We start from the raw sequence: 19,213 nt of genomic DNA, 5'->3' as shown, positions 1-19,213 counted from the left end.
ATGAATACAACCACCGCTCCCGATGCTGACATTGTTCTGGTAGAATATAGCGACCAGGACTCCAAGCTAATTACCGACACACTGGTAAAAAACAATATTCTAAACACAACCGTACGGTTGAAAGACGGCCATGAACTGCTGGACCTTGTGTTTGCACGTGGCCCCTATGAGAAAGCATCTGTGAAGATGCCAAAAGTTATTTTATTAGATGTGCATCTTCCTACAGTAAGCGGCCTGGATGTTTTGCGCGAGCTGCGCAACAACAAGCGCACAAAGAATATACCGGTAATGGTGTTCACCTCTCAGGAAAGCGACAGCGAAGCATTTGAACGATACAAGCTGGGGGTAACTGCCTATATTCACAAGCAGCTCGACACCGAAAAATTTGAAGAGGCATTGCTGCAGGTACAGCTATACCTGAAAACCTATCGTATTCTGATACTCGAAGATAATCCTGATGATGCCGAGCTGCTGCTATACCAAATTGCCTCCTTCAACATTCAGCTCATATCACGTATTGCCGGCACCCGGGAAGAATATATACAGGCACTGGATACGTTCGATCCGGATGTAGTAATAGCCGATTTTAATATACCTCCTAACTTCAATGCGATACAAGCCATTCGTTTGCTGCGCAAGAAAAATCCACGCGTGCCTTTTATACTCATCTCGGGAGGATTGACCGAAGAATTTGCGGCAGGTTGTCTAAGCGAAGGTATAGATGACTACCTGCTGAAATCAAACCTCAAGCGCTTTCCTATCAGTCTCACCAACATGCTTCGCAAGAAAAAAGTTGAAGATGAAAAGGATCTTGCCTTGCAAATGCTGAAACAAAGTGAAGAGCGTTATCGTGAGATTATTGAAACAGCACAGGAAGGTATATGGGTGCTGAATGCCGAAAACCAAACCATCTTTGTGAACAAAAGGCTGGCCGAAATGCTTGAGTATACCGAAGAAGAGATGATGACGAAATCTTTCTTCCATTTCATGGATGAAGATGATCGTGCTACTTCGGCTGAACATTTTAATACATTGGGTAAAGGAAAAAAGATTCAGCTTGGAATCAAGCTCAATTCAAAAAGCGGAAAGAAGGTGTGGACATCTATTTCCGGAAACCCGCTCTATAGTAAAGATGGTCGCTATACCGGTGCCTTTGGTATGATCACGGACATTACTGCACTTAAAACTGTGCAGTTTAATCTGGAATCGAAAGTAACAGAACTGAATGCTTTTTTATATCACACCTCGCATGTATTGCGCGGACCAGTATCATCCAGTCGCGGGTTAATCAATGTGCTGCACATGATGTCGCAGGACCCGGAAGAGAAAGAATTTCTAAAGATGCTGGATGATTGCAACGTAGATATGATTACCATGCTGGAAGAGCTCACACGTATCTCCACACTCTATTACAAACCGATGATCCATGAGCGGATCGACTTTGGCGATGTAATACAAGAAGCCATCAACGATCTGAAGGAATACCCGGGCGTGAGCCAAGCCCATTTCTCCACGTATATAGATGATCACATTGAATTTTATAGCGATCCTTTTGTGCTTCGGCCAGTCTTTATATCGTTATTCAAAAATTCAGCTACCTACTGCAGCGAGACCCGCACGTGTAATATATATACCACGGTAACCCAAAAGAATGGCACTATTCGAATTGAAGTAACCGACAACGGCGATGGTATTGCGCCCGAATTTCAATCGCGGGTATTTGATATGTTTTACCGTGCTCACAAAAAAGCCCGCGGGCCGGGATTAGGATTGTATATCGTAAAACATATTGCAGAACGCATGCAAGGCCAGGTTTCCCTGCGAAGTGAAGCGGGGAAAGGCACAACGGTTATACTTTCGGTCCCTCTATCCTCCAGCTCCGTTGTAGCCTCCTCCTCACTTAACTAACAAACCATAAAACAAACAACCCAATACTATATACAAAAGCCTTTCTATACTTTTTCCGTTTTTGCTGTAGTGTACTTGATCAGTTTGGCCCGCAACTCATCCGGGTTGAACGGCTTGCTGATAAAATCATTCATCCCCATTTCCACCACTTTATCGCGCATGCCATTCATGGCAGATGCCGTTAACGCTATAATGGGTATATCTCTGAAATATACTTCTTCCATAGAGCGGATTTTGTCAGATGCTTCATATCCATCCATGCCTGGCATCTGCAGATCCATAAATATCAAATTGTACGACTTGCTCCTGATCATTTCCAGTGCTTCGAGGCCATCGTTGGCGATCTCTACCTGTGCACCCCATTGCTGCAGGAAGTTTGAAGCTACAAGCTGATTGATCTTGTTATCTTCCACCAGCAACACTTTCACCTGTTTGTCAGGCAGCAATTGCTTTGTGTCTGTTGCATTTTCTGCCGCTACGGTGTTCTCACCTTCTTCGAAGAGCAGTTCGAACGAGAAGGTTGATCCTTTGCCCGGCTCACTCTCCAATTCTATTTTGCTGTTCATTAAAGCCAGCAGACCTTTTGTAATGTTCAGGCCGAGCCCGGTTCCACCAAAGCGTCTTGTGATATCATTATCAGCCTGCGAAAATTGCTCAAATATAGTCTTCAGCTTATCCGGTGCTATACCTATACCGGTATCTTTTATCTGAAAGCGCATTTTAACTCTGCCTTGCTCCTCGCCTACCTTGCTAACGGAAAACTCTACATATCCCTTCTCGGTAAATTTGATAGCATTGCCCAACAGGTTGGTAACAATCTGCGACAATCGCACTGTATCGCCTTTCACAAATTCAGGCAAAGACACATCGTAGTTGAAGCGAAGCCCGATCTGTTTTTCCTGCGCCCGCATCTCCAGCATCTGCCATGTATCCGACAACATATCGCGGAGATTAAAATTTATGGACTCCAATACAATCTTACCTGCTTCAATTTTGCTGAAGTCCAGTATATCGTTAATGATGATGAGCAGGTTCTGTCCCGAGAACTTCAGCAGATCCAATCGTTCCTGCTGATCTTCGCGCGGAGCATTCTGCAACAACAAATTGGTAAGTCCTATAATCGCGTTCATCGGTGTTCGTATCTCATGGCTCATCATCGACAGGAAAAGGCTTTTTGCTTTGGTAGCTTCTTCTGCCTTCTCTTTGGCGATCTGCAGAGACGCTTCAAACTCTTTGCGCTTCGATATATCGCGGGCAGATGTCTGGAAACCGATCATATCACCTTTGCCATTAAAGAAAGGATGTGCGTTCGACTCCAGCCATACATACGATCCGTCTTTGCGTGTGGCGCGGTACTCTACCATTGCCGACTTTCCACTGAACACAACAGACTGCATCACTTCTTTTACATACGCCTCATCGTCCGGATGTATATTATCATACGGCGAATGGCCTATCATCTCTTCGGGTGTATATCCCAGTATCTCTTTTACGGAGGGGGAAATATAGGTGCGTGTTGCCGTTTCGTCAATGAGATATAGTGTGATCAGGTCTTTCGAGTTACTTGATAACAGCCGGTATAGTTCCTCGCGTTCACGAAGCTTGTTATGCACTTCTTTCAACTCGGTTATATCGCGGGTAGTACCTATATATCCCTGCAACGAACCATGCTCATCCAGCATTTGTATGCCTTCACTGTTCACCCAGCGAACACCGGTTGTGGGATTTATAACACGGAATTCCGTCACAAAATTTCTGGCACCGGCCAGTGCATCGGCCCATTCGGCCAAAACCTTGTGGCGATCTTCGGGGTGAATTACCTTCATCCATCCTTCACCTCTCGCTTCACTCTCGGAAATACCACCTATCTCGCACCATCTTTTGTTTACGTACGTACAGAGGCCGGCAGCATCCGTCTGGAATATGCCCACCGGAGCATTTCCCGCCAGCAATCTGAATCTCCTTTCACTTTCTGCACGCTTAATATCAATATGCTTAAGCTCCGTTATATCACGGGCAATGACGCTAACTTTATATACATGTCCATGTTCATCAAAGAGCATGCGTACACTTTGACCAATCCATTTTTCTTCTCCCGATTTGGTTACCATCAGGAACTGGTTGTAGCTGCTGCTCTGTAAGTTCTTTCGCTGTGTTTTATAAAAATTGATTACACTCTGCTGATGGCTGAGATGCACCAGCTCCCAGTACTTCATTTGCTGCAACTCTTCCTTGCTATAGCCAGATACGCGTTCCATTACCGGATTTGCAAAAGCAAAATTTCCACTGGCTTCTAATTCATAAATAAGGTCCGGAGCTTCTTCTACAAGTTCGCGATACTGACGTTCGCGTATCTCAAGATGATCCTGCAGCATCCTGATGTGCTCAAGATTACTGCGGATCTCTTCTTCACTTGCCAGCAGCTCCTGATTCAACACACTCAATTGAAAGTTGGATTCTTCAAGATACTTCGTTTTAACATTCATCTCGGAGATTACATACTTCAATTCAATCTGTCGGGTTACATTGTTGGCCAACGTGCGCAATCCGTTGAGCTGAAAATCATTCAGCTCCCGCGGTACGCTATCCATCACACACAACGTTCCTATCTTATGTCCTTCAGCGGTCGTTAACGGTACGCCTGCATAGAAGCGTACACTCATTTCGCCAGTAACGAGTGGGCTATCAGCAAAGCGTACATCTCTGCGCGCATCCGTCACAATCATGATGTCGTCCTGTAATATAGCATGCGCACAGAATGCATGCTCGCGTGGCGTTTCCTGTATTTGCAACCCCACACGCGTTTTAAACCATTGCCGGCGATCGTCCATAAGGCTGATGACGCACATCGGTGTTCCGCATATACTTGCTGCTAACGTTACAATATCGCTCAGTCCTTGTTCATCTTTAGTATCAAGGACCCGGAATTTGCGGAGTGTATCCAACCGACTTATCTCACAAGCATTTGAATGAGAGGACTTCATGATGCACATGATTTTTTCGCAGGGATATATTTACCTAATACCGCTCAGCATAGTTTTAGCCTCATCCATCAGGGTTTCATGCGATGCAATGAGTATACTGATTCCGTCTGTAAAATCAGTAGTATTGATATGGGCTGCACTTTTATCTTCCAGCGCTACAATTTCATGATACAATGTATCTACGCACAACAGTGATGTAGATGACTTGAGTTTATGCAATAAGCGTTCGGTGCGAAATGCATCATGGGTCATCACTACATTTCGTAATTCTTCTAACAACGGAGGTGTAAATTCCACAAACGCCTTGAGTAATTCTATTTTGATCTGGTCTGAGCCGGCAGTGAGTCTGTTGAACTTTACAGTATCAAGCAGCAGATAATCCTGTACAGCAGTTTCTACTTTCTTCACCTGGCTTGCACTGAAATGACCGGTTGAATTGTTCTTGTTCATAGTGTTTGTTGTTTGGATTGTTTGTTTGTATAGCAAAGATGTACGATGATAAGCTGTGGAAAATCAGGCTTCAACGGATTTGATAAAAATCAGGAGCCACGTTTCCCGATCAGTGTTTTCCTGATGTTTTCGTCCGCGAAAGCCTTATGCTATGCCCGCAGGTTGGGGAGCCACACGAAGAAGCTTGTTCCATAGCCTTCTTCCGAATTTACGGTAATACTTCCTCCCATCTTGCGCAATACTTCACTTACAATATAAAGTCCTAACCCCGCGCCCTTCGATTGTTGTGAACCGCGATAGAACAACTGGAATATATTCTGTTGCACTTCCTTCGGAATACCGATGCCATTATCAAGCACTTTGATGTGGCACCCGGTTTCATTCACCCGCACGGTAACATCTATATATTTATCTACTTTGGCGGCATCACTAAAAACAAGTGCGTTAACCACTAACTGCAGCAACACCAGATTGAGGCGTTCTACATCGGTATAAAGTGCTATCGGTTGTGTAATGTTTTTTGAAAAACGTATACCTTTCTCTTCTGCTTCATGCGCATAGCGTGTCAACACTTCGTTAATCACTGCATTCAAAATAACAGGTTCGATGATCAGTTCTTTCCGCGAGTTTGCCAGAAATTGCTCCAGATCATTGAGAAGCGCTTCCATTTTATCTACCGTTTTCTGAATCAGCTCCAGATGTTGCTGGGGATTGCGTATAGCATCAGCTTCCTGGTGTTGCAACAGATTTACCAGGCCTGCAATCGACTTTAACGGGCCGCGCATAGAATGCGAGCAACCGTATAGGAATTTATCAATAACTCCTTTGGCTTTGTTTAGCTCTTCTCCGAGCAGCTCGCCTGATTTCTTGCTCATAGTCATAGACATTTCTTTTTTTAACCGCCAACAGAAATAGTGGATCAAAATTCAGCTTTGCAGCATTGATATACATCGGGGCAATACGGATTTGAAAAAAATCAGGAACATCTATCAGGGCTATCGGTAAATTCCCTACAGCTTGTAGAGTTTTTCTTTGAGCCCCAGGTGAATGGTAACAAGTCTGCTTAATATACCCAGCGATTGAATTTGCTCACCTGAAAATTTGCGCGGCTTTGTATCGGCCAGACCAATGGCACCAATGACAGAACCTTCGCTATCGATGATGGGCATGCCCGCCAGAAAACGTATCACCGGAACTTCAAGTATCTGTGCGTTGAACTTGTAATGCGAATGCCGGAGCGTATCTTCAATCTCTATATAATTTTCGCTGCGCACTAATGTTTCCAATAACTGTCCGCGCTCATAGGAGATTACATTTCCGGCAGAAGCCACGATAGAAAAACCGGGAGTTCCAAAAAAACCGATGATCACCGAACCTGTGCGGCTCATGTTAATGGCCAGGTGCACAATCTCCCGGAAGAAAGGCTCATGCACACTGTCTTTCTCTATATACGATAACAGTTCTATCAGTTTTGTATCGGGAGCCGCGTTCAGTTCTGCCGTCATGCCAGGTGCTTTAAACGACAAATTTCGGTCAGCACTTCCTGCTAACAGACAGGGAGAAAATGATTTTTAAAAATCAGTAAAATCCTGATACATGTAAGGGAATGGCTTATCGTGCAGGATTTTTACGTTCCAGCGCATACCGCACCAATTGCGCTGTACTGGAGAGTCCGAGTTTATCCTGAATATGAAGTTTATGCGTTTCAACAGTCTTTACGCTGATGAACAGCTCTTCACCTATTTGCCGCAGACTTTTGCCTTCGGCGATCAGGGCCAGCACTTCTTCTTCGCGTTTGGAAAGTATACTGCTCTTGGGCCGTTCACCTTTATCGACATCGTTGTCTTTCGGTTTTGTGCCCGATGAAAAATCATCGAAGACAAGCGATGTAACATCAGGGCCAAAGAATTTTTCTCCTTTCATTACACTATGTATAGCCTTGAGCAGAAGATCAGACGTACTGTCTTTATTGAGGTAACCATCCATGCCGCTGCGCAAACCTGCCCGGATAAAATCTTTGTTTACTTCACTCGACAACAGAATCACTTTTATCTGCGGGTTCTGTTCTTTGATCCAACGTGTGGCTTCAATGCCTGTCATACCTTTCATCACAATATCCATCAGCACTATATCGGGCGAGTATTCTGTAGCCATGTTAACAGCCTCTTCGCCGCTGTCTACACTCTTTAAAATTTCCACTTCGCCAGACTCACGCAGCAGCGAAACAATTCCCTGCCGTACCAGCCCGTGATCATCCACTACAATTGCTCTGATAGAACTCATGTTCTGTTAAATGTTATTGGTCCAGTATATCTTTCACAGCAACCAGCAAGTCGTCCAGTGAACAAGGCTTTTTTATAAATGCCTTCACGTTCAGACTTAGTGCCTTTGCTTCATTTTCCTGAGGTGGTTTGGCAGAAAATATCGCGACCGGAATTTTCTTTAATGCTTCGTGTTGCTTGATTTTTTCAATCAGTGCAAAGCCATCCACTTTCGGCATCAAAAGATCGGTAATGATCAGGTCAGGTCTGCTGGTGGCAAGTTTCGTATAGGCATCATCTCCGTTAATACAAGGCTCTACTTCATACCCTTCCATGGTGAGAAAATCAGTAACATGCTGAAGAAGGTCTTGCGTATCTTCTACTACCATTATTTTCTTAGGCATAGGGTAACGGAATTACAATGGTGATTTCAGTGCCTTTACCAACAATACTTTTTACATCGATATAGCCTCTAAGTAAATCTACAGCTTTTTTTATAATGGACAACCCCAAACCGGTTCCTTCAATATCATTGGCGTTGCTTCCTCGATAGAAGGGTTCGAAGAGATTTTTTATATCCCGCTCCGGAATACCAATGCCATAGTCTTTTACTTGTATCGTGAGTTTCTTCGCCTCATGTGTTACCGTAAGTTCTACCATATCGGCTTCCGGAGAGAACTTGATGGCGTTTGTAAGCAGGTTAATCACTATGGTGCGAATCAACTTCTCATCCATGCGCAAGATTCCTTCGCCGTATACCTGCAACTCGATAGAATGTGTATTGCCTTTGGTCTGCTCTACTTCTGCCTTCAATCGTTCGAGCGTTGACACCAGATTTACTTCTGACAGGTGTACCTGCATTTTGCCGGCTTCTGTTTTTCCAATCAATAGTACATCGTCAAGCAAATGCGTCATGTGGCCTACCTGCTTTTCGATATTCTCCAGGCGCTTGTCGATCTCATCCGGCGAAATGCGCTCTTTATATTTTTTGATGAAACCGGATGCAAGGGATATAGACGACAAAGGTGTACGAAACTCGTGTGACGCAATCGACACAAATTTACTCTTCATCTCCACGAGGTCTTTTTCCTTCTGAAGTGCTTCATTCAACTCACGGGTGCGATCGTACACCATACGCTCCAGATTCTGTTTATACTCGATCAACTCGGTAATGTTCTGCCCTACGATAATCACACCAATTATATTGTTATCAACATCTCTGCGGGGGGCAATACTAAGTAGCAGTATGAGTTTCCGGTTTTTGCGCGTAAGCAGCGGCAGCTCAAAATTACTCACGGGTGTTCCTTGCAAAGCATCGTTAAGAATAACCTTCACCACTTCGTGATATTCTTCCTCCAACAATGTTTTTATCCATTCGCGACCTATCATCTCAATGCGCGAGTAGCCCGTTAGCTCGAAAACAACACGATTCCATTCGTTGATCGTGCCGTTCTGATCGGTGCCGAAAATCGGCACATTGGCATGTTCAATAAGGTTAGACAACTCACGCGCAATGGCGGTGATCGCTCCCTCAAATTCTTTCTGATCAGAAATGTTACGGGCTTCTATACAGTAACCCATAAATTTACCATCGCTCGAAATCACCTGACTGATGGAAACATTGAACCACGCAGCTTCGATACCATCTTCACGTAAATGTATCTCGTACGAAACGGGCTCACCATGTTCCACGCGATCGAGCATTTGGCGAAACATAGCTTTGCGTTCATCCGGTATATAACTCAGAAGATCATCGCCTACACGGAGCTCACGGTTGGTGCGGAGCAATACATTCTGAAAGTTGGCGCGGTTGAAGGCTACAATCTTATAATCGGGCGAGAGCAGCGTAAACGAATCGCGTGTGTTATTGAAAATGGTCTTGAGGTTTGCCTCTGATTCACGGATCATATTCTCCTGCTCCTTTTGCTGGGTAATATCAAAAGCAATAAGGGCTACATTGCTGATCTTGCCGCCGATCATCACCGGCTCGTAGCGCACCGAGAGATACATAACACCCGATGACAGTGTATGCTGCGTCGTAGTTCTGATAACTTTACCTGCTGCCGCTTCCTGGAACTGCTGCCGAACCATCTCTTTATTTTCAGCCGCTGTTGTGTCCCATATATAACAACCGGTTTCCGGTCTATGCCCGAGAGCCTCCCCTGCAAATTCATGAAACGACCGGTTGAACAGCAACAACCTGCCTTCCATATCCAGCAATGCAATCTGCTCTTGTGTATTGCTAAAAATAACATCAAGCTGTTGCTGATAGCGAAGCATAAAGTCTTCCGCTGTGCGTTGCTGCGTAATGTCGATCGCGATTCCCTCCTGCCGCACCGGTATATGTGCTTCATCATATACAATCCACACACGCTCAAAGAGCCAGCGATATATACCGTTGGCCATCTGCACGCGATAGGTACATTCTGCGTATCCGGTTTCTTCCAGCTTTCGGTTTGCTTCCACCTTTGTGGCCCGATCATCTTCATGCGTGCGCTCCATCCAGTAATCCGGATTGTTCAGCATGCTGTTGTCGATAGCAGCACCAAACAAGATTTCTGCCGAGCGGCTCACATAATGTTTCCCTTTACCCGTGAGATCGAACGACCAGATCACATCATTACTCGCGGCCAGTACACGGCTGAGCTGCTCCTCTTTTTGCTGCAGAATTATTTCTGTCTGCTCACGAATCTTGCTCTGTGCCTCCTCGAGTTTTTCGTTGGTCAATCGCAGTTCTTCGTTGAAAGACGCTACTTCGCTATTAATGGATAGTATCTCCTGGTTTTTCTCTTTCAATATACGATAGGCCTTCTGCTTCTTTCTCCAATAGAAAACCGCCAGCATAGCCAATGTAACTATCAATACCAGGCCGCCCAGGAGTATATAAATGATGTGCTGCTGATTATAATAACGCTGCGCCTCCTCATCCATTTTACGTTGCAGCCGTGCAAGCTCACGCTGCTGCTCGGCAATTTTGGTTCGTTCCAAATTCATTACCTCTACATCCCGGCTGTCTATACGAGCTGTATGAAGTATATTTTCATGCTGATATGGTTCATGGTGCAGTATACAACTGGCCAGCCGAATGGCGTCTTCGCCCCCGGTAGGATATAAAAAAGTAGCATCGAGAATATTCTTTTCTACCAGTTCCATACCATTATCCTTTCCGGGCAATCCATCAGCCCCTATATATCGTAGCTTGTTGCTTACGTTCCGCTCACGTGAAACCGTATAGACAGCATGCGCCATCACATCGTTGTGCGCAAATACAACGTCGTAAGCCGGCAACGTATCAAGTGCCTTTCTGAATTGTGCCGCTGCGATATCGGCTTCCCATTTACCATCGATCGTGGCTACGATGCGTAGTTGCGGATGATTCGCGAGTTCTTCTATAAATCCGCGATGGCGTTCTATTGCTGGGGATGAACCGGCAAGGCCGCGTACTTCGAGTATATTTGCACCGTCTTTTGCTATGGATGCTATATAGTTGGCTGCCAGTTTGCCAATATCGTATCCAACTGTATATATAGGAGCGTTCTGCTGCGGGCGGCAGGCGAACATTACTATCAGCGAACAAAGCACGAAGGAGCTCCAGACTTTCCTCATTCTGTAACGTAAATTTACCATGTATACATGGATACCATTCCGGTCAGGCATGTAGATTCATGCCAAGTCATTCATCGCACACATCCATAAAGGCAACCGGTGGTTTCCGGAAGTAATAATCTTAGAGGATTAACATGGATGAAGAAGCCGGTTGTTAATATTTCTCTAATAAAATTATTCCAGAAAATAAGAATTATTCCTGGATAAAAAAATTCAATGCAATGCAATTACAGGAAGTTTATAAAAATGGCCTGTAGGAGATTAGTTGTGAAATACTGCAACATGATAAATGAAAAAAGAAAATCGATCAATGTTTAACCGTTAATCTTGTCGCACTGGAAAAAAGAAAGAGCATGCACATACAACAACCGAAACTATATATAATGATCGGGAAATGCTTGCGTTCATGAGACCGCTTATAAAAAGCTTCTACACGATTTTTTAATGAAGCCGGTAAAAAGCAACTCTCAAAAGTTGGTAAAGCCGGACGTTATTTTTTGTGTTCCTCACTTTTTTCTTCATGCAGCTCTTCCGCTTCTTCAATGGAATGTGTCTTCTGCATGTCAGCATCCTGCTTACTCATTATTGCCAGCTTCGTGTAGAATTTGCGCAATACTTTGAGTTCTTCTTCAGTAAGATCCTCTACCGATACCAACCGGTTGCTGGCACGGCTGTGTGCTGCCACCAGTTCATTCAATTTCAAATTGATGGCAATGGATTCTTTATTCTGACTTCTCTGTATCAGAAATACCATGAGAAACGTGATGATGGTAGTGCTTGTGTTGATCACCAGCTGCCATGTATCAGAGTAATGAAAGAAGGGCCCGGAGACAAGCCATACCAGGATTAATGATACTGCAATAAGAAACGCGGAAGAGCTGCCGGCAATAGCGGTCACCACCGTGGAAAATTTTTCCAGCGGGGAATTTTTTTTACCATTTGTGTCCATCCCGATAAGATATTTAGTGAATAGATAGTTATGGAATGGTATAAAAAAATCGTTCCCGTTGCAACAGACACCCACAGCCTTTATTGAAACAATATTTTTACCTGATCTCCTTTCATGAGGTGAATAGACGCCACACCGTTGGCAGCTGGCAGATCCGTTGTCTTTCCTTTCTTCACCAGTTTCAACTTCGTGCTGTATGCCGGTACTTTTATGTGAAATGTGTTATCGGCAGTGGCCAGTATTTCTGCTTGCTGTAGCTTACTGTTTTTCCATTCAGCGGATACTTGCGCTCCACCACGCACGCAGAGGCCGCTGTATTTGCCTTGACCCCACACATCGGGAAGGGCCGGCAAAAACTCAATGTATCCCTGGTGACTTTGCACCAGCATTTCGGCTATACCGGCAGCGCCTCCAAAATTACCATCGATTTGAAAAGGCGGATGCGCACAAAAAAAATTGCTATAGGTACCACCCCCATTTTGCATATTGGTTTCCGTATTGCTGACGGGATTTAACAAATGTTGCAATAGTTTATGCGCATGATTACCCTCATGTAGCCGTGCCCACAAATTTACTTTCCATGCCAGCGACCAGCCCGTGCCACCATCGCCCCGTACGTTCAGTGTTTTCTTCGCTGCGGTTGCCAGTGCCGGTGTTTTTTCTACGGTGATCTCTTCGGCAGGATATAGTCCCCACAAATGCGAAATATGGCGGTGATATATATCTGTTTCCGGATATTCCTGCAGCCATTCCATAATCCTTCCATCGCTCGCTATACGTGTGGGGGGAAGTTTCTGTGCTGCATCCTGCAATTGCTTTCTGAATGCTTCGTCTTTATTAAGTATAGTACTGGCTTCGGTGGTATACTGAAACAATGTACGAATGATCTGGTTATCCATAGTGGGCCCCATGCAAACATTGGCAGTCTTTCCATCCGGGAGGCGAAATGAATTTTCGGGTGAGTTGGATGGTGATGTTACCAGCCAGCCAGTAGCAGGGTCTTTAACAAGCGTACTCAAATAGAATGAAGCAGAACCTTTCAGAATCGGGTACAATTGTTCAAGGTATATTTTGTCGTTCGTAAAAGTATAGTGGTCCCATAACATCTGGCAGAGCCACGCTGAGCCGGTATTGAACGCTCCCCACGAAGGATGCTCCCCCGGAGAAGTATAGCCCCATACGTTGGTGATTACGTGAGCCACCCAGCCATCGGCATTATAGTATATCCTGGCAGTCTTTGATCCTGGCTCCACCAAACCGGCTACCAATGAATGGAACGGTTCATTCAACATCGGCAGATTGCCCACGTGCAGTGGCCAGTGATTCATCTGAATGTTAATATTCAAATGGTAATCACCATTCCACGGAGTATGAATGGTGTTGGCCCACAATCCCTGAAGGTTGGGTGGCAATAGCCCGGGGCGCGTACTGCTGATGAGCAGGTATCGGCCAAATTGAAAATACAGCACAGCCAATCCCGGGTCGTTTGCATCTTTGGCAAATGCCTGCAAGCGCTGGTCTGTTGGTAACGACTGCGCACTATTATCACCTAACCATACCGTTGCGCGATTGAACAATTGCTGATAGTTGCGGGTATGTGCCGCTTTTTCAACATCGTACTTTGTACCCACGGCAGCCATGAGTGCATCGTTGGTTTTGTTTTCAAACTCCGGATTGCGAAAATCAGTGGACGATGAAATATAGATCGTTACAGCATCCGCATCCGTAAGACGTAACTGGTTGTTTTCAGAAGTGATCTTCCCTCCTGTGGGTACAAGCTTTATGCGTGTTCTATAGCGCATGCCTTTGCCATCAGTGCCGTTGTTTAACTGCCCGGTCATTTGCAGTTCTCCATTTACTATAGAGGCAGTATATCGCTCCGGGCGATCGATGGATAACGCTATCGCAATCTTCTTGCGTTGATCTGCCGTTAACCGGATGATCATGACATCGTGATTGAAGCTTGCCAGATATTCGCGCCTGAAGGTTGTGTTGTTCAAGGTATATTTCGTAGTTGCCACGGCATCTTCCAGTGACAGAGCCCGTTCATACATCGTTGGTTTCACACGGCCCGAATCTATACCATAGAGGTAATCGATGTGCAACGTGCCAAGTGTTTCATACGATCCGTAGGGAACAGCAGAGCCGTTGCCATAGCCGGAGCCTGCGCCCTTGCAAACAAACGAGCTATACATGAGCGCCTCGGCCTCTGCATTTTTTCCCTCAAACAAAAGCTGTTGTATCTGTGGCAGAAATCGCGCGGCATCAGGAGCATCTGCATCCTGCTTGCTGCCCGACCACAGGGTAATGTCGTTGAGTACGATATTCTCACGATATATACCTCCGTCTGGCATCGCACCCAGACGGCCATTTCCTATCGGTATACAGGCCTCCCACTGCTGCGCAGGCTCCCTGTACCACATGCGTAAAGGAGATGTGGCTGACGACTGAGCAAAAACGGCAGATATACCTGCACTCACAATAAAACTAAGGAGAAAAAAGAATCGCATGACGGATAGAACTATTATAAATTGAGGTTATAAATTAAACAACAATATTCGTAAAAACCGGGGAAGAAATTATCGGTGGTAAAACTATCTTTGAAAACTCAAATCCGATAATATGTCGAACATTAACCTGATCATTGAAGAACGCCCTCGCGACATTGGTAATTTTATGGTAGGACGATTACTCCCGTTTCGCGAGAAGCGCATGGTGGGGCCGTTTATCTTTCTGGATCACATGGGGCCTGCTGATCTGCGCGATTATCAGAACATAGACATTCCTCCGCATCCGCATATAGGATTATCTACGCTCACGTATCTCTTTGAAGGAGCGATCATGCACCGCGACAGTCTGGGAACAGCAATTGAAATCAAACCCGGTCAGGTAAACTGGATGACTGCCGGTAACGGCATTGTTCACTCCGAACGAACACCCGAATACCTGCGCCACTCGGAGAAATCGCTTCACGGTTTACAAATATGGGTCGCGCTGCCCAAACACCTGGAAGACATGGACCCGATATTCTACCATGCTGAGGAAAATGAACTGCCTGCCTGGGAGACAGACGGTGTTTTTTATAAACTGATTGCGGGCACAGCCTTTGGTAAACAATCTACGGTACCGGTATATAGCAAGCTGTTCCTGCTGGAAGTAAAAACTACCGAAACAAAAACCATTTGTATTGGCGATGAGCTTTTTGGAGAAGCTGCTATATATATACTGGAAGGCAGCCTGGAAAGCGAAGGGAATATATACGAACCAAAGCGCATCCTTGTGAGCAAGGAACCAACACTGTGCGAATTTACATTAGCAGCCAACACCACAATATATATTTTCGGTGGCGAACCATTCCCGGAACAACGGTATATTTACTGGAACTTTGTTGCCACCAGCCAGCAACGCCTCGAAGAAGCAAAGCTTCGTTGGAAAGAACAACGCTTCCCTCCTGTATCCGGAGAAACTGAATTTGTGCCGCTACCTATGGCCAGTCACTAGCGAAATAATAAATCCACGCTGATCTGCGAAGTTTATTCTTGCAGATCAGCGCAGCATCTACAACTATATATTCATTTCGTTTTCTCTGGTATCAGAAGCCAGCAGCCAACAGCATCAATATGGATATTTCCCTGCAGCCGCGCCTTTCATCAACCCTGTCAGCGCCTGCTTATCCGATACACTTCCATTTGAGCGGTTGAACACTCCGGAACCATTGTCCCAGAAGAAAGGAACAATACCGTTGTCTTTCGCCTGCTCCACTATATATTCAAAGAAATAGGCACGTGATGCGAGATGATGCTCCAGGTCGGCACCGGTTAACGATGGGCGTGTGATCGCACCAAATTCTCCCAGCATAACCGGATATCCCTTATCAACAAAATTTACTTTCATTTTCTGAAACTGAGCCTTTACATAATCCTCTTGCCCCCGGTCAGATATAGGGCCATATTGGGCAAACTTCGTTCCCCACAAAAATTTCATAGTTGCCCATGCTTCGTTTTTCTCCAGGCCACAGAAATCCCAGGGATCATAGTAATGTACCTCTGTAATCAATCGCCTGTCAACATTATCGTGGGGCATTACGAGTTTGCTTACGGCTAAATCTATATTGGTATTGTATGATTGCACGAGCAGGTTGCGATAGGCATTTCGACCACCGGTAGATCGCACTGCATGTACAAACGTCTGGTTAAATGACATCTGCGCATCAAAGTTCTCGTCAGTGGGAGTACCATCTACGTGCACTTCGTTCGTGCCTGCAAAAAGTAAATGTTCATCGTAATCGCGGAAATATACCGCGATCTGCTGCCACAATGCCTTTTGCTTTGTATTTATCTGCACCTGGCTGGTACGCACCGGATGATTCTCCAACCAGCCGCCATCCCAATGTATATTGATGATCACGTACATATCATCCTTCACACAATAGTCAACTACTTCTTTTACACGTGCCAGCCACGATGCTTTTATTTTACACGTAGCCTGATCTTCAATATAACTGTCCCACGCGCAAGGAATACGCACCGCGTTGAAGCCTGCTTTCTTTACTGAATCAATGAAAGCCTTCGTAACTTTAGGATTCCCCCAGGCGGTTTCATCACCCGGCACTTCGAGCGAGTTACCGAGGTTCCATCCAATGTTGATTTTCGATGCCAGTTCAAACGCATCATGACGCATACCTGATTTATCGTTTTTCTTTTTGTCGCTATAATCCGGATACACACTTATTGGTTGCCGGGTGCCCGGCTGCGCTGTAACCTTGAACACGACCACTGATAAAAAAATACAAAGCGAAAGCTTCTTTACTAACTGCATATACTTGGGTGATAAACTAATTTGATCTTTCAAAGTCATGCTTACAAGCACGCAAAACACATCAAACAAGCTCGCAACTTATACAGTTTCATAATACTTTCAAAACCGCACCACTTGCCGGGACATAAATATGCCCGCACGTTGAACTTCTGTAAGAATATATATACCACATAACAAGTTACACCCAAACCACTAGTATTACAGGATATAGAAGGAACAGCTTGCAAAATCGCGGCTTATAAAAAAGTTATCAACAAATGGCTAGTGGTCTCCGGAGGCCAGCTACTGAAAGGCATTGATTTAGTCTGCGCAAATTCTGCCAGCGGCGCTCTTACCGAGTAACCTGTAATGAATGACTTATTTTTCTGTGCTATTCTGTTCCCGATAGCCATCGGGATGTGGAAACAAAATGCATTTATTGCCCACGTATACTTCTCCTGATAACGATTAACGAACGGCTAACGGTTAATAAATAAAAAACTACCGCAGCAATCCGCCACGGTAGTTCCTTTTAAAAGTACGGCTATAGATCTCTGTTAATAGCCAGGGTTCTGTGCCAGATATCCCGGTATGTTCGAAGCCGCATCTACGGCCGTTTGAGGAATCGGGAATATGCGTTTTTGAGGATTGCTGTCGTTCTTCTCAGTCCATGTACCTTCATATTTACCGAAGCGGATCATGTCTGTGCGGCGTACCATTTCCCAATAGAGCTCGAAGCCGCGCTCGCGGAACAGCAGTTCAAGGTTCATGTCGGTTAATGCAGGTGCAGGTGTTACTGCCTTACCATTGCTGGAGGTACGTGACGCACGTACAGTATTCACATCCACTAATGCGGAAGCTGCATCGTTGCTCTTGCGGAGCTTCGCTTCAGCACGCATCAGGTATATATCTGCCAGACGGAGAACAATAATGTCTGCATCACCAATCTTACGACCATCAGTCGTTTTTGTACAGAACTCATATTTCTCAACACGATATCCTTTGTCATAATCACGGCCATCTGCAGTATAGTCTACAAGCTCTTTGAAATCTACAGCCAGATCACTGCGGCTACGTGTCCAGTTATAGAGCTTGTCAATTTTGTAAAGACCATTATCACATTTTACGAAAGCACCGTTTTGCTTGATCAGACCATATTGCTGCCCGCGTAATATACCACGGTCAATTTTATAATCAGCTGCAGAAATACAACCTACAGTCGGGTCAAGATTCTTCTGATAGAAACGAGGATCAATATCAGCGGGATCTGTGTCACCGTAAGCATCTGTCCAGGTATGATAAAAGTCTGAAGTTATTGCAGGACCATCCGTACCGTTAGCGCTGGGTGCGTTGGCCAGCGGGTACATATCTCCTGATATAGAGAAGTATGCCATACGGTTGTGACTACCCGGGATATCAAAACGCTGATCGAGCGCGAAAATCAATTCCTTGTTGGTGTGATTGTCATTGCTGAACACGGAGAAGTAATCCGCAGACAGGCTATATTGTCCGGAGTTGATGATCTTGTCGCAATATTGAATCACCTGATCCATATCATCCGATGCAAAGTTGAAGCTTGTAGCATAACGGTCGCGGTATACTGCCGAGTTCAGATATAGGCGTGCCAGCAATCCCCACACAGCGGCTTTGGTAAGACGGCCCGGGCCTGCGGTTGTAGACAAGGATGGTTCAACGGCAAGCAATTCACTTTTAATATACTCCAGTGCATCTGCACCGCGCAATATAGTGGATGTCGCCTTCGGATCTTCTTTTACGAAGATCAGGCCAAAGAGATCTAACGACACCATGGAATAGTAAGCACGCATACCTCTTGCTTCTGCCAGGTATACATCTTTATTGGCATCATTTACTTCGGGCAATGTATTGATAGCCGTGATGGAACGCGATACCGCGTTGATCAGTACCCCCCAGGTATTCGCCAGGTTAGGATCGGTAGCGTTGTAGGTATGCTGGTGCATACCTACATAGATACCATTATCACCCCAGTCTTTACCACCGCGAAACGGAAGGATTGCTTCATCTGTAGAGATTTCCTGTAATGCAAAGTAGTTGGTGTGATATAGCAGATTAAACAACGGTGCATATACCGGTGCCAGAATACCATCTGCTACCTGTTTATCCGTAAGGCCGGTAGAAGAAGTTTCATCCAATACTTCTTCATTCAGGTCAGTGCATCCTTCGATAACAATGATACCGAGGAACAGTAAGAATATATATAGTTTTCTTTTCATGGATCA

The 19,213-nt window shown here is 45.2% G+C and carries 13 protein-coding genes; 2 read left to right on the top strand and 11 right to left on the bottom strand.

Features of this window, described 5'->3' with window-relative positions; genetic code table 11:
* The gene (locus V7Q33_RS11385) at positions 1-1,908 is read left to right on the top strand and encodes a hybrid sensor histidine kinase/response regulator (protein WP_333819913.1); all 1,908 of its coding nucleotides are present in this window, start codon (positions 1-3) and stop codon (positions 1,906-1,908) included.
* Between the two features lie 44 nt (positions 1,909-1,952).
* On the opposite strand, the gene V7Q33_RS11380 is transcribed toward V7Q33_RS11385, so the two are convergent.
* The 9 genes from V7Q33_RS11380 to V7Q33_RS11340 all read right to left on the bottom strand — a co-directional run bounded on the left by V7Q33_RS11380 (position 1,953) and on the right by V7Q33_RS11340 (position 14,668).
* Positions 1,953-4,892: a PAS domain S-box protein gene (locus tag V7Q33_RS11380; protein ID WP_333819912.1), complete on the bottom strand. Its 2,940-nt coding sequence runs from the start codon at positions 4,890-4,892 to the stop codon at positions 1,953-1,955.
* 30 nt (positions 4,893-4,922) lie between these two features.
* A complete protein-coding gene (locus V7Q33_RS11375) occupies positions 4,923-5,342 on the bottom strand; it encodes a hypothetical protein (RefSeq protein ID WP_331974986.1) in 420 nt (139 codons plus the stop codon).
* 149 nt (positions 5,343-5,491) lie between these two features.
* Positions 5,492-6,217, bottom strand: a complete 726-nt coding sequence (locus tag V7Q33_RS11370; protein ID WP_331974984.1) for a sensor histidine kinase — start codon at positions 6,215-6,217, stop codon at positions 5,492-5,494.
* Between the two features lie 135 nt (positions 6,218-6,352).
* On the bottom strand, positions 6,353-6,847 hold the full coding sequence (locus V7Q33_RS11365) for a GAF domain-containing protein (protein ID WP_331974982.1): 495 nt from the start codon (positions 6,845-6,847) through the stop codon (positions 6,353-6,355).
* Between the two features lie 106 nt (positions 6,848-6,953).
* Positions 6,954-7,625, bottom strand: coding sequence for a response regulator transcription factor (locus V7Q33_RS11360; RefSeq protein ID WP_331974980.1), 672 nt, complete (start codon positions 7,623-7,625; stop codon positions 6,954-6,956).
* Positions 7,626-7,638: 13 nt separating this feature from the next.
* A complete protein-coding gene (locus V7Q33_RS11355; protein ID WP_331974978.1) occupies positions 7,639-8,007 on the bottom strand; it encodes a response regulator in 369 nt (122 codons plus the stop codon).
* Positions 8,000-11,209: a PAS domain S-box protein gene (locus tag V7Q33_RS11350; RefSeq protein WP_333819911.1), complete on the bottom strand. Its 3,210-nt coding sequence runs from the start codon at positions 11,207-11,209 to the stop codon at positions 8,000-8,002. The genes V7Q33_RS11355 and V7Q33_RS11350 overlap by 8 nt, the downstream gene beginning before the upstream one ends.
* Before the next feature lie 490 nt (positions 11,210-11,699).
* Positions 11,700-12,158, bottom strand: a complete 459-nt coding sequence (locus V7Q33_RS11345; RefSeq protein ID WP_331974974.1) for a low affinity iron permease family protein — start codon at positions 12,156-12,158, stop codon at positions 11,700-11,702.
* Between the two features lie 80 nt (positions 12,159-12,238).
* Entirely contained in the window at positions 12,239-14,668 is a 2,430-nt protein-coding gene (locus V7Q33_RS11340) for a glycoside hydrolase family 95 protein (RefSeq protein WP_333819910.1), read from the bottom strand.
* A gap of 112 nt (positions 14,669-14,780) precedes the next feature.
* On the opposite strand from V7Q33_RS11340, the gene V7Q33_RS11335 reads away from it, so the two are divergent.
* Positions 14,781-15,659, top strand: a complete 879-nt coding sequence (locus V7Q33_RS11335; protein WP_333819909.1) for a pirin family protein — start codon at positions 14,781-14,783, stop codon at positions 15,657-15,659.
* A gap of 114 nt (positions 15,660-15,773) precedes the next feature.
* Here V7Q33_RS11335 and V7Q33_RS11330 read toward each other — a convergent pair whose 3' ends face one another.
* Positions 15,774-16,928 (bottom strand): glycoside hydrolase family 5 protein, encoded by a 1,155-nt coding sequence (locus tag V7Q33_RS11330; protein WP_333819908.1) that lies wholly within the window; start codon positions 16,926-16,928, stop codon positions 15,774-15,776.
* A gap of 584 nt (positions 16,929-17,512) precedes the next feature.
* Positions 17,513-19,207, bottom strand: coding sequence for a RagB/SusD family nutrient uptake outer membrane protein (locus tag V7Q33_RS11325; RefSeq protein WP_331974967.1), 1,695 nt, complete (start codon positions 19,205-19,207; stop codon positions 17,513-17,515).
* Positions 19,208-19,213 lie beyond the last annotated feature (6 nt).

Origin of the sequence: Ohtaekwangia sp., from assembly GCF_036786105.1 — a bacterium.
GTDB lineage: Bacteria > Bacteroidota > Bacteroidia > Cytophagales > Cyclobacteriaceae > Ohtaekwangia.
This window is presented reverse-complemented; position numbering and strand designations above follow the sequence as displayed.

Excerpts from the sequence above, each read along its gene's own strand:
- V7Q33_RS11335 (WP_333819909.1), top strand. The coding sequence starts at position 14,781 with ATGTCGAACATTAACCTGATCATTGAAGAACGCCCTCGCGACATTGGT.
- V7Q33_RS11370 (WP_331974984.1), bottom strand. The coding sequence starts at position 6,217 with ATGAGCAAGAAATCAGGCGAGCTGCTCGGAGAAGAGCTAAACAAAGCC.
- V7Q33_RS11380 (WP_333819912.1), bottom strand. The coding sequence starts at position 4,892 with ATGAAGTCCTCTCATTCAAATGCTTGTGAGATAAGTCGGTTGGATACA.
- V7Q33_RS11355 (WP_331974978.1), bottom strand. The coding sequence starts at position 8,007 with ATGCCTAAGAAAATAATGGTAGTAGAAGATACGCAAGACCTTCTTCAG.
- V7Q33_RS11325 (WP_331974967.1), bottom strand. The coding sequence starts at position 19,207 with ATGAAAAGAAAACTATATATATTCTTACTGTTCCTCGGTATCATTGTT.
- V7Q33_RS11385 (WP_333819913.1), top strand. The coding sequence starts at position 1 with ATGAATACAACCACCGCTCCCGATGCTGACATTGTTCTGGTAGAATAT.
- V7Q33_RS11365 (WP_331974982.1), bottom strand. The coding sequence starts at position 6,847 with ATGACGGCAGAACTGAACGCGGCTCCCGATACAAAACTGATAGAACTG.
- V7Q33_RS11375 (WP_331974986.1), bottom strand. The coding sequence starts at position 5,342 with ATGAACAAGAACAATTCAACCGGTCATTTCAGTGCAAGCCAGGTGAAG.
- V7Q33_RS11340 (WP_333819910.1), bottom strand. The coding sequence starts at position 14,668 with ATGCGATTCTTTTTTCTCCTTAGTTTTATTGTGAGTGCAGGTATATCT.
- V7Q33_RS11360 (WP_331974980.1), bottom strand. The coding sequence starts at position 7,625 with ATGAGTTCTATCAGAGCAATTGTAGTGGATGATCACGGGCTGGTACGG.
- V7Q33_RS11350 (WP_333819911.1), bottom strand. The coding sequence starts at position 11,209 with ATGAGGAAAGTCTGGAGCTCCTTCGTGCTTTGTTCGCTGATAGTAATG.
- V7Q33_RS11345 (WP_331974974.1), bottom strand. The coding sequence starts at position 12,158 with ATGGACACAAATGGTAAAAAAAATTCCCCGCTGGAAAAATTTTCCACG.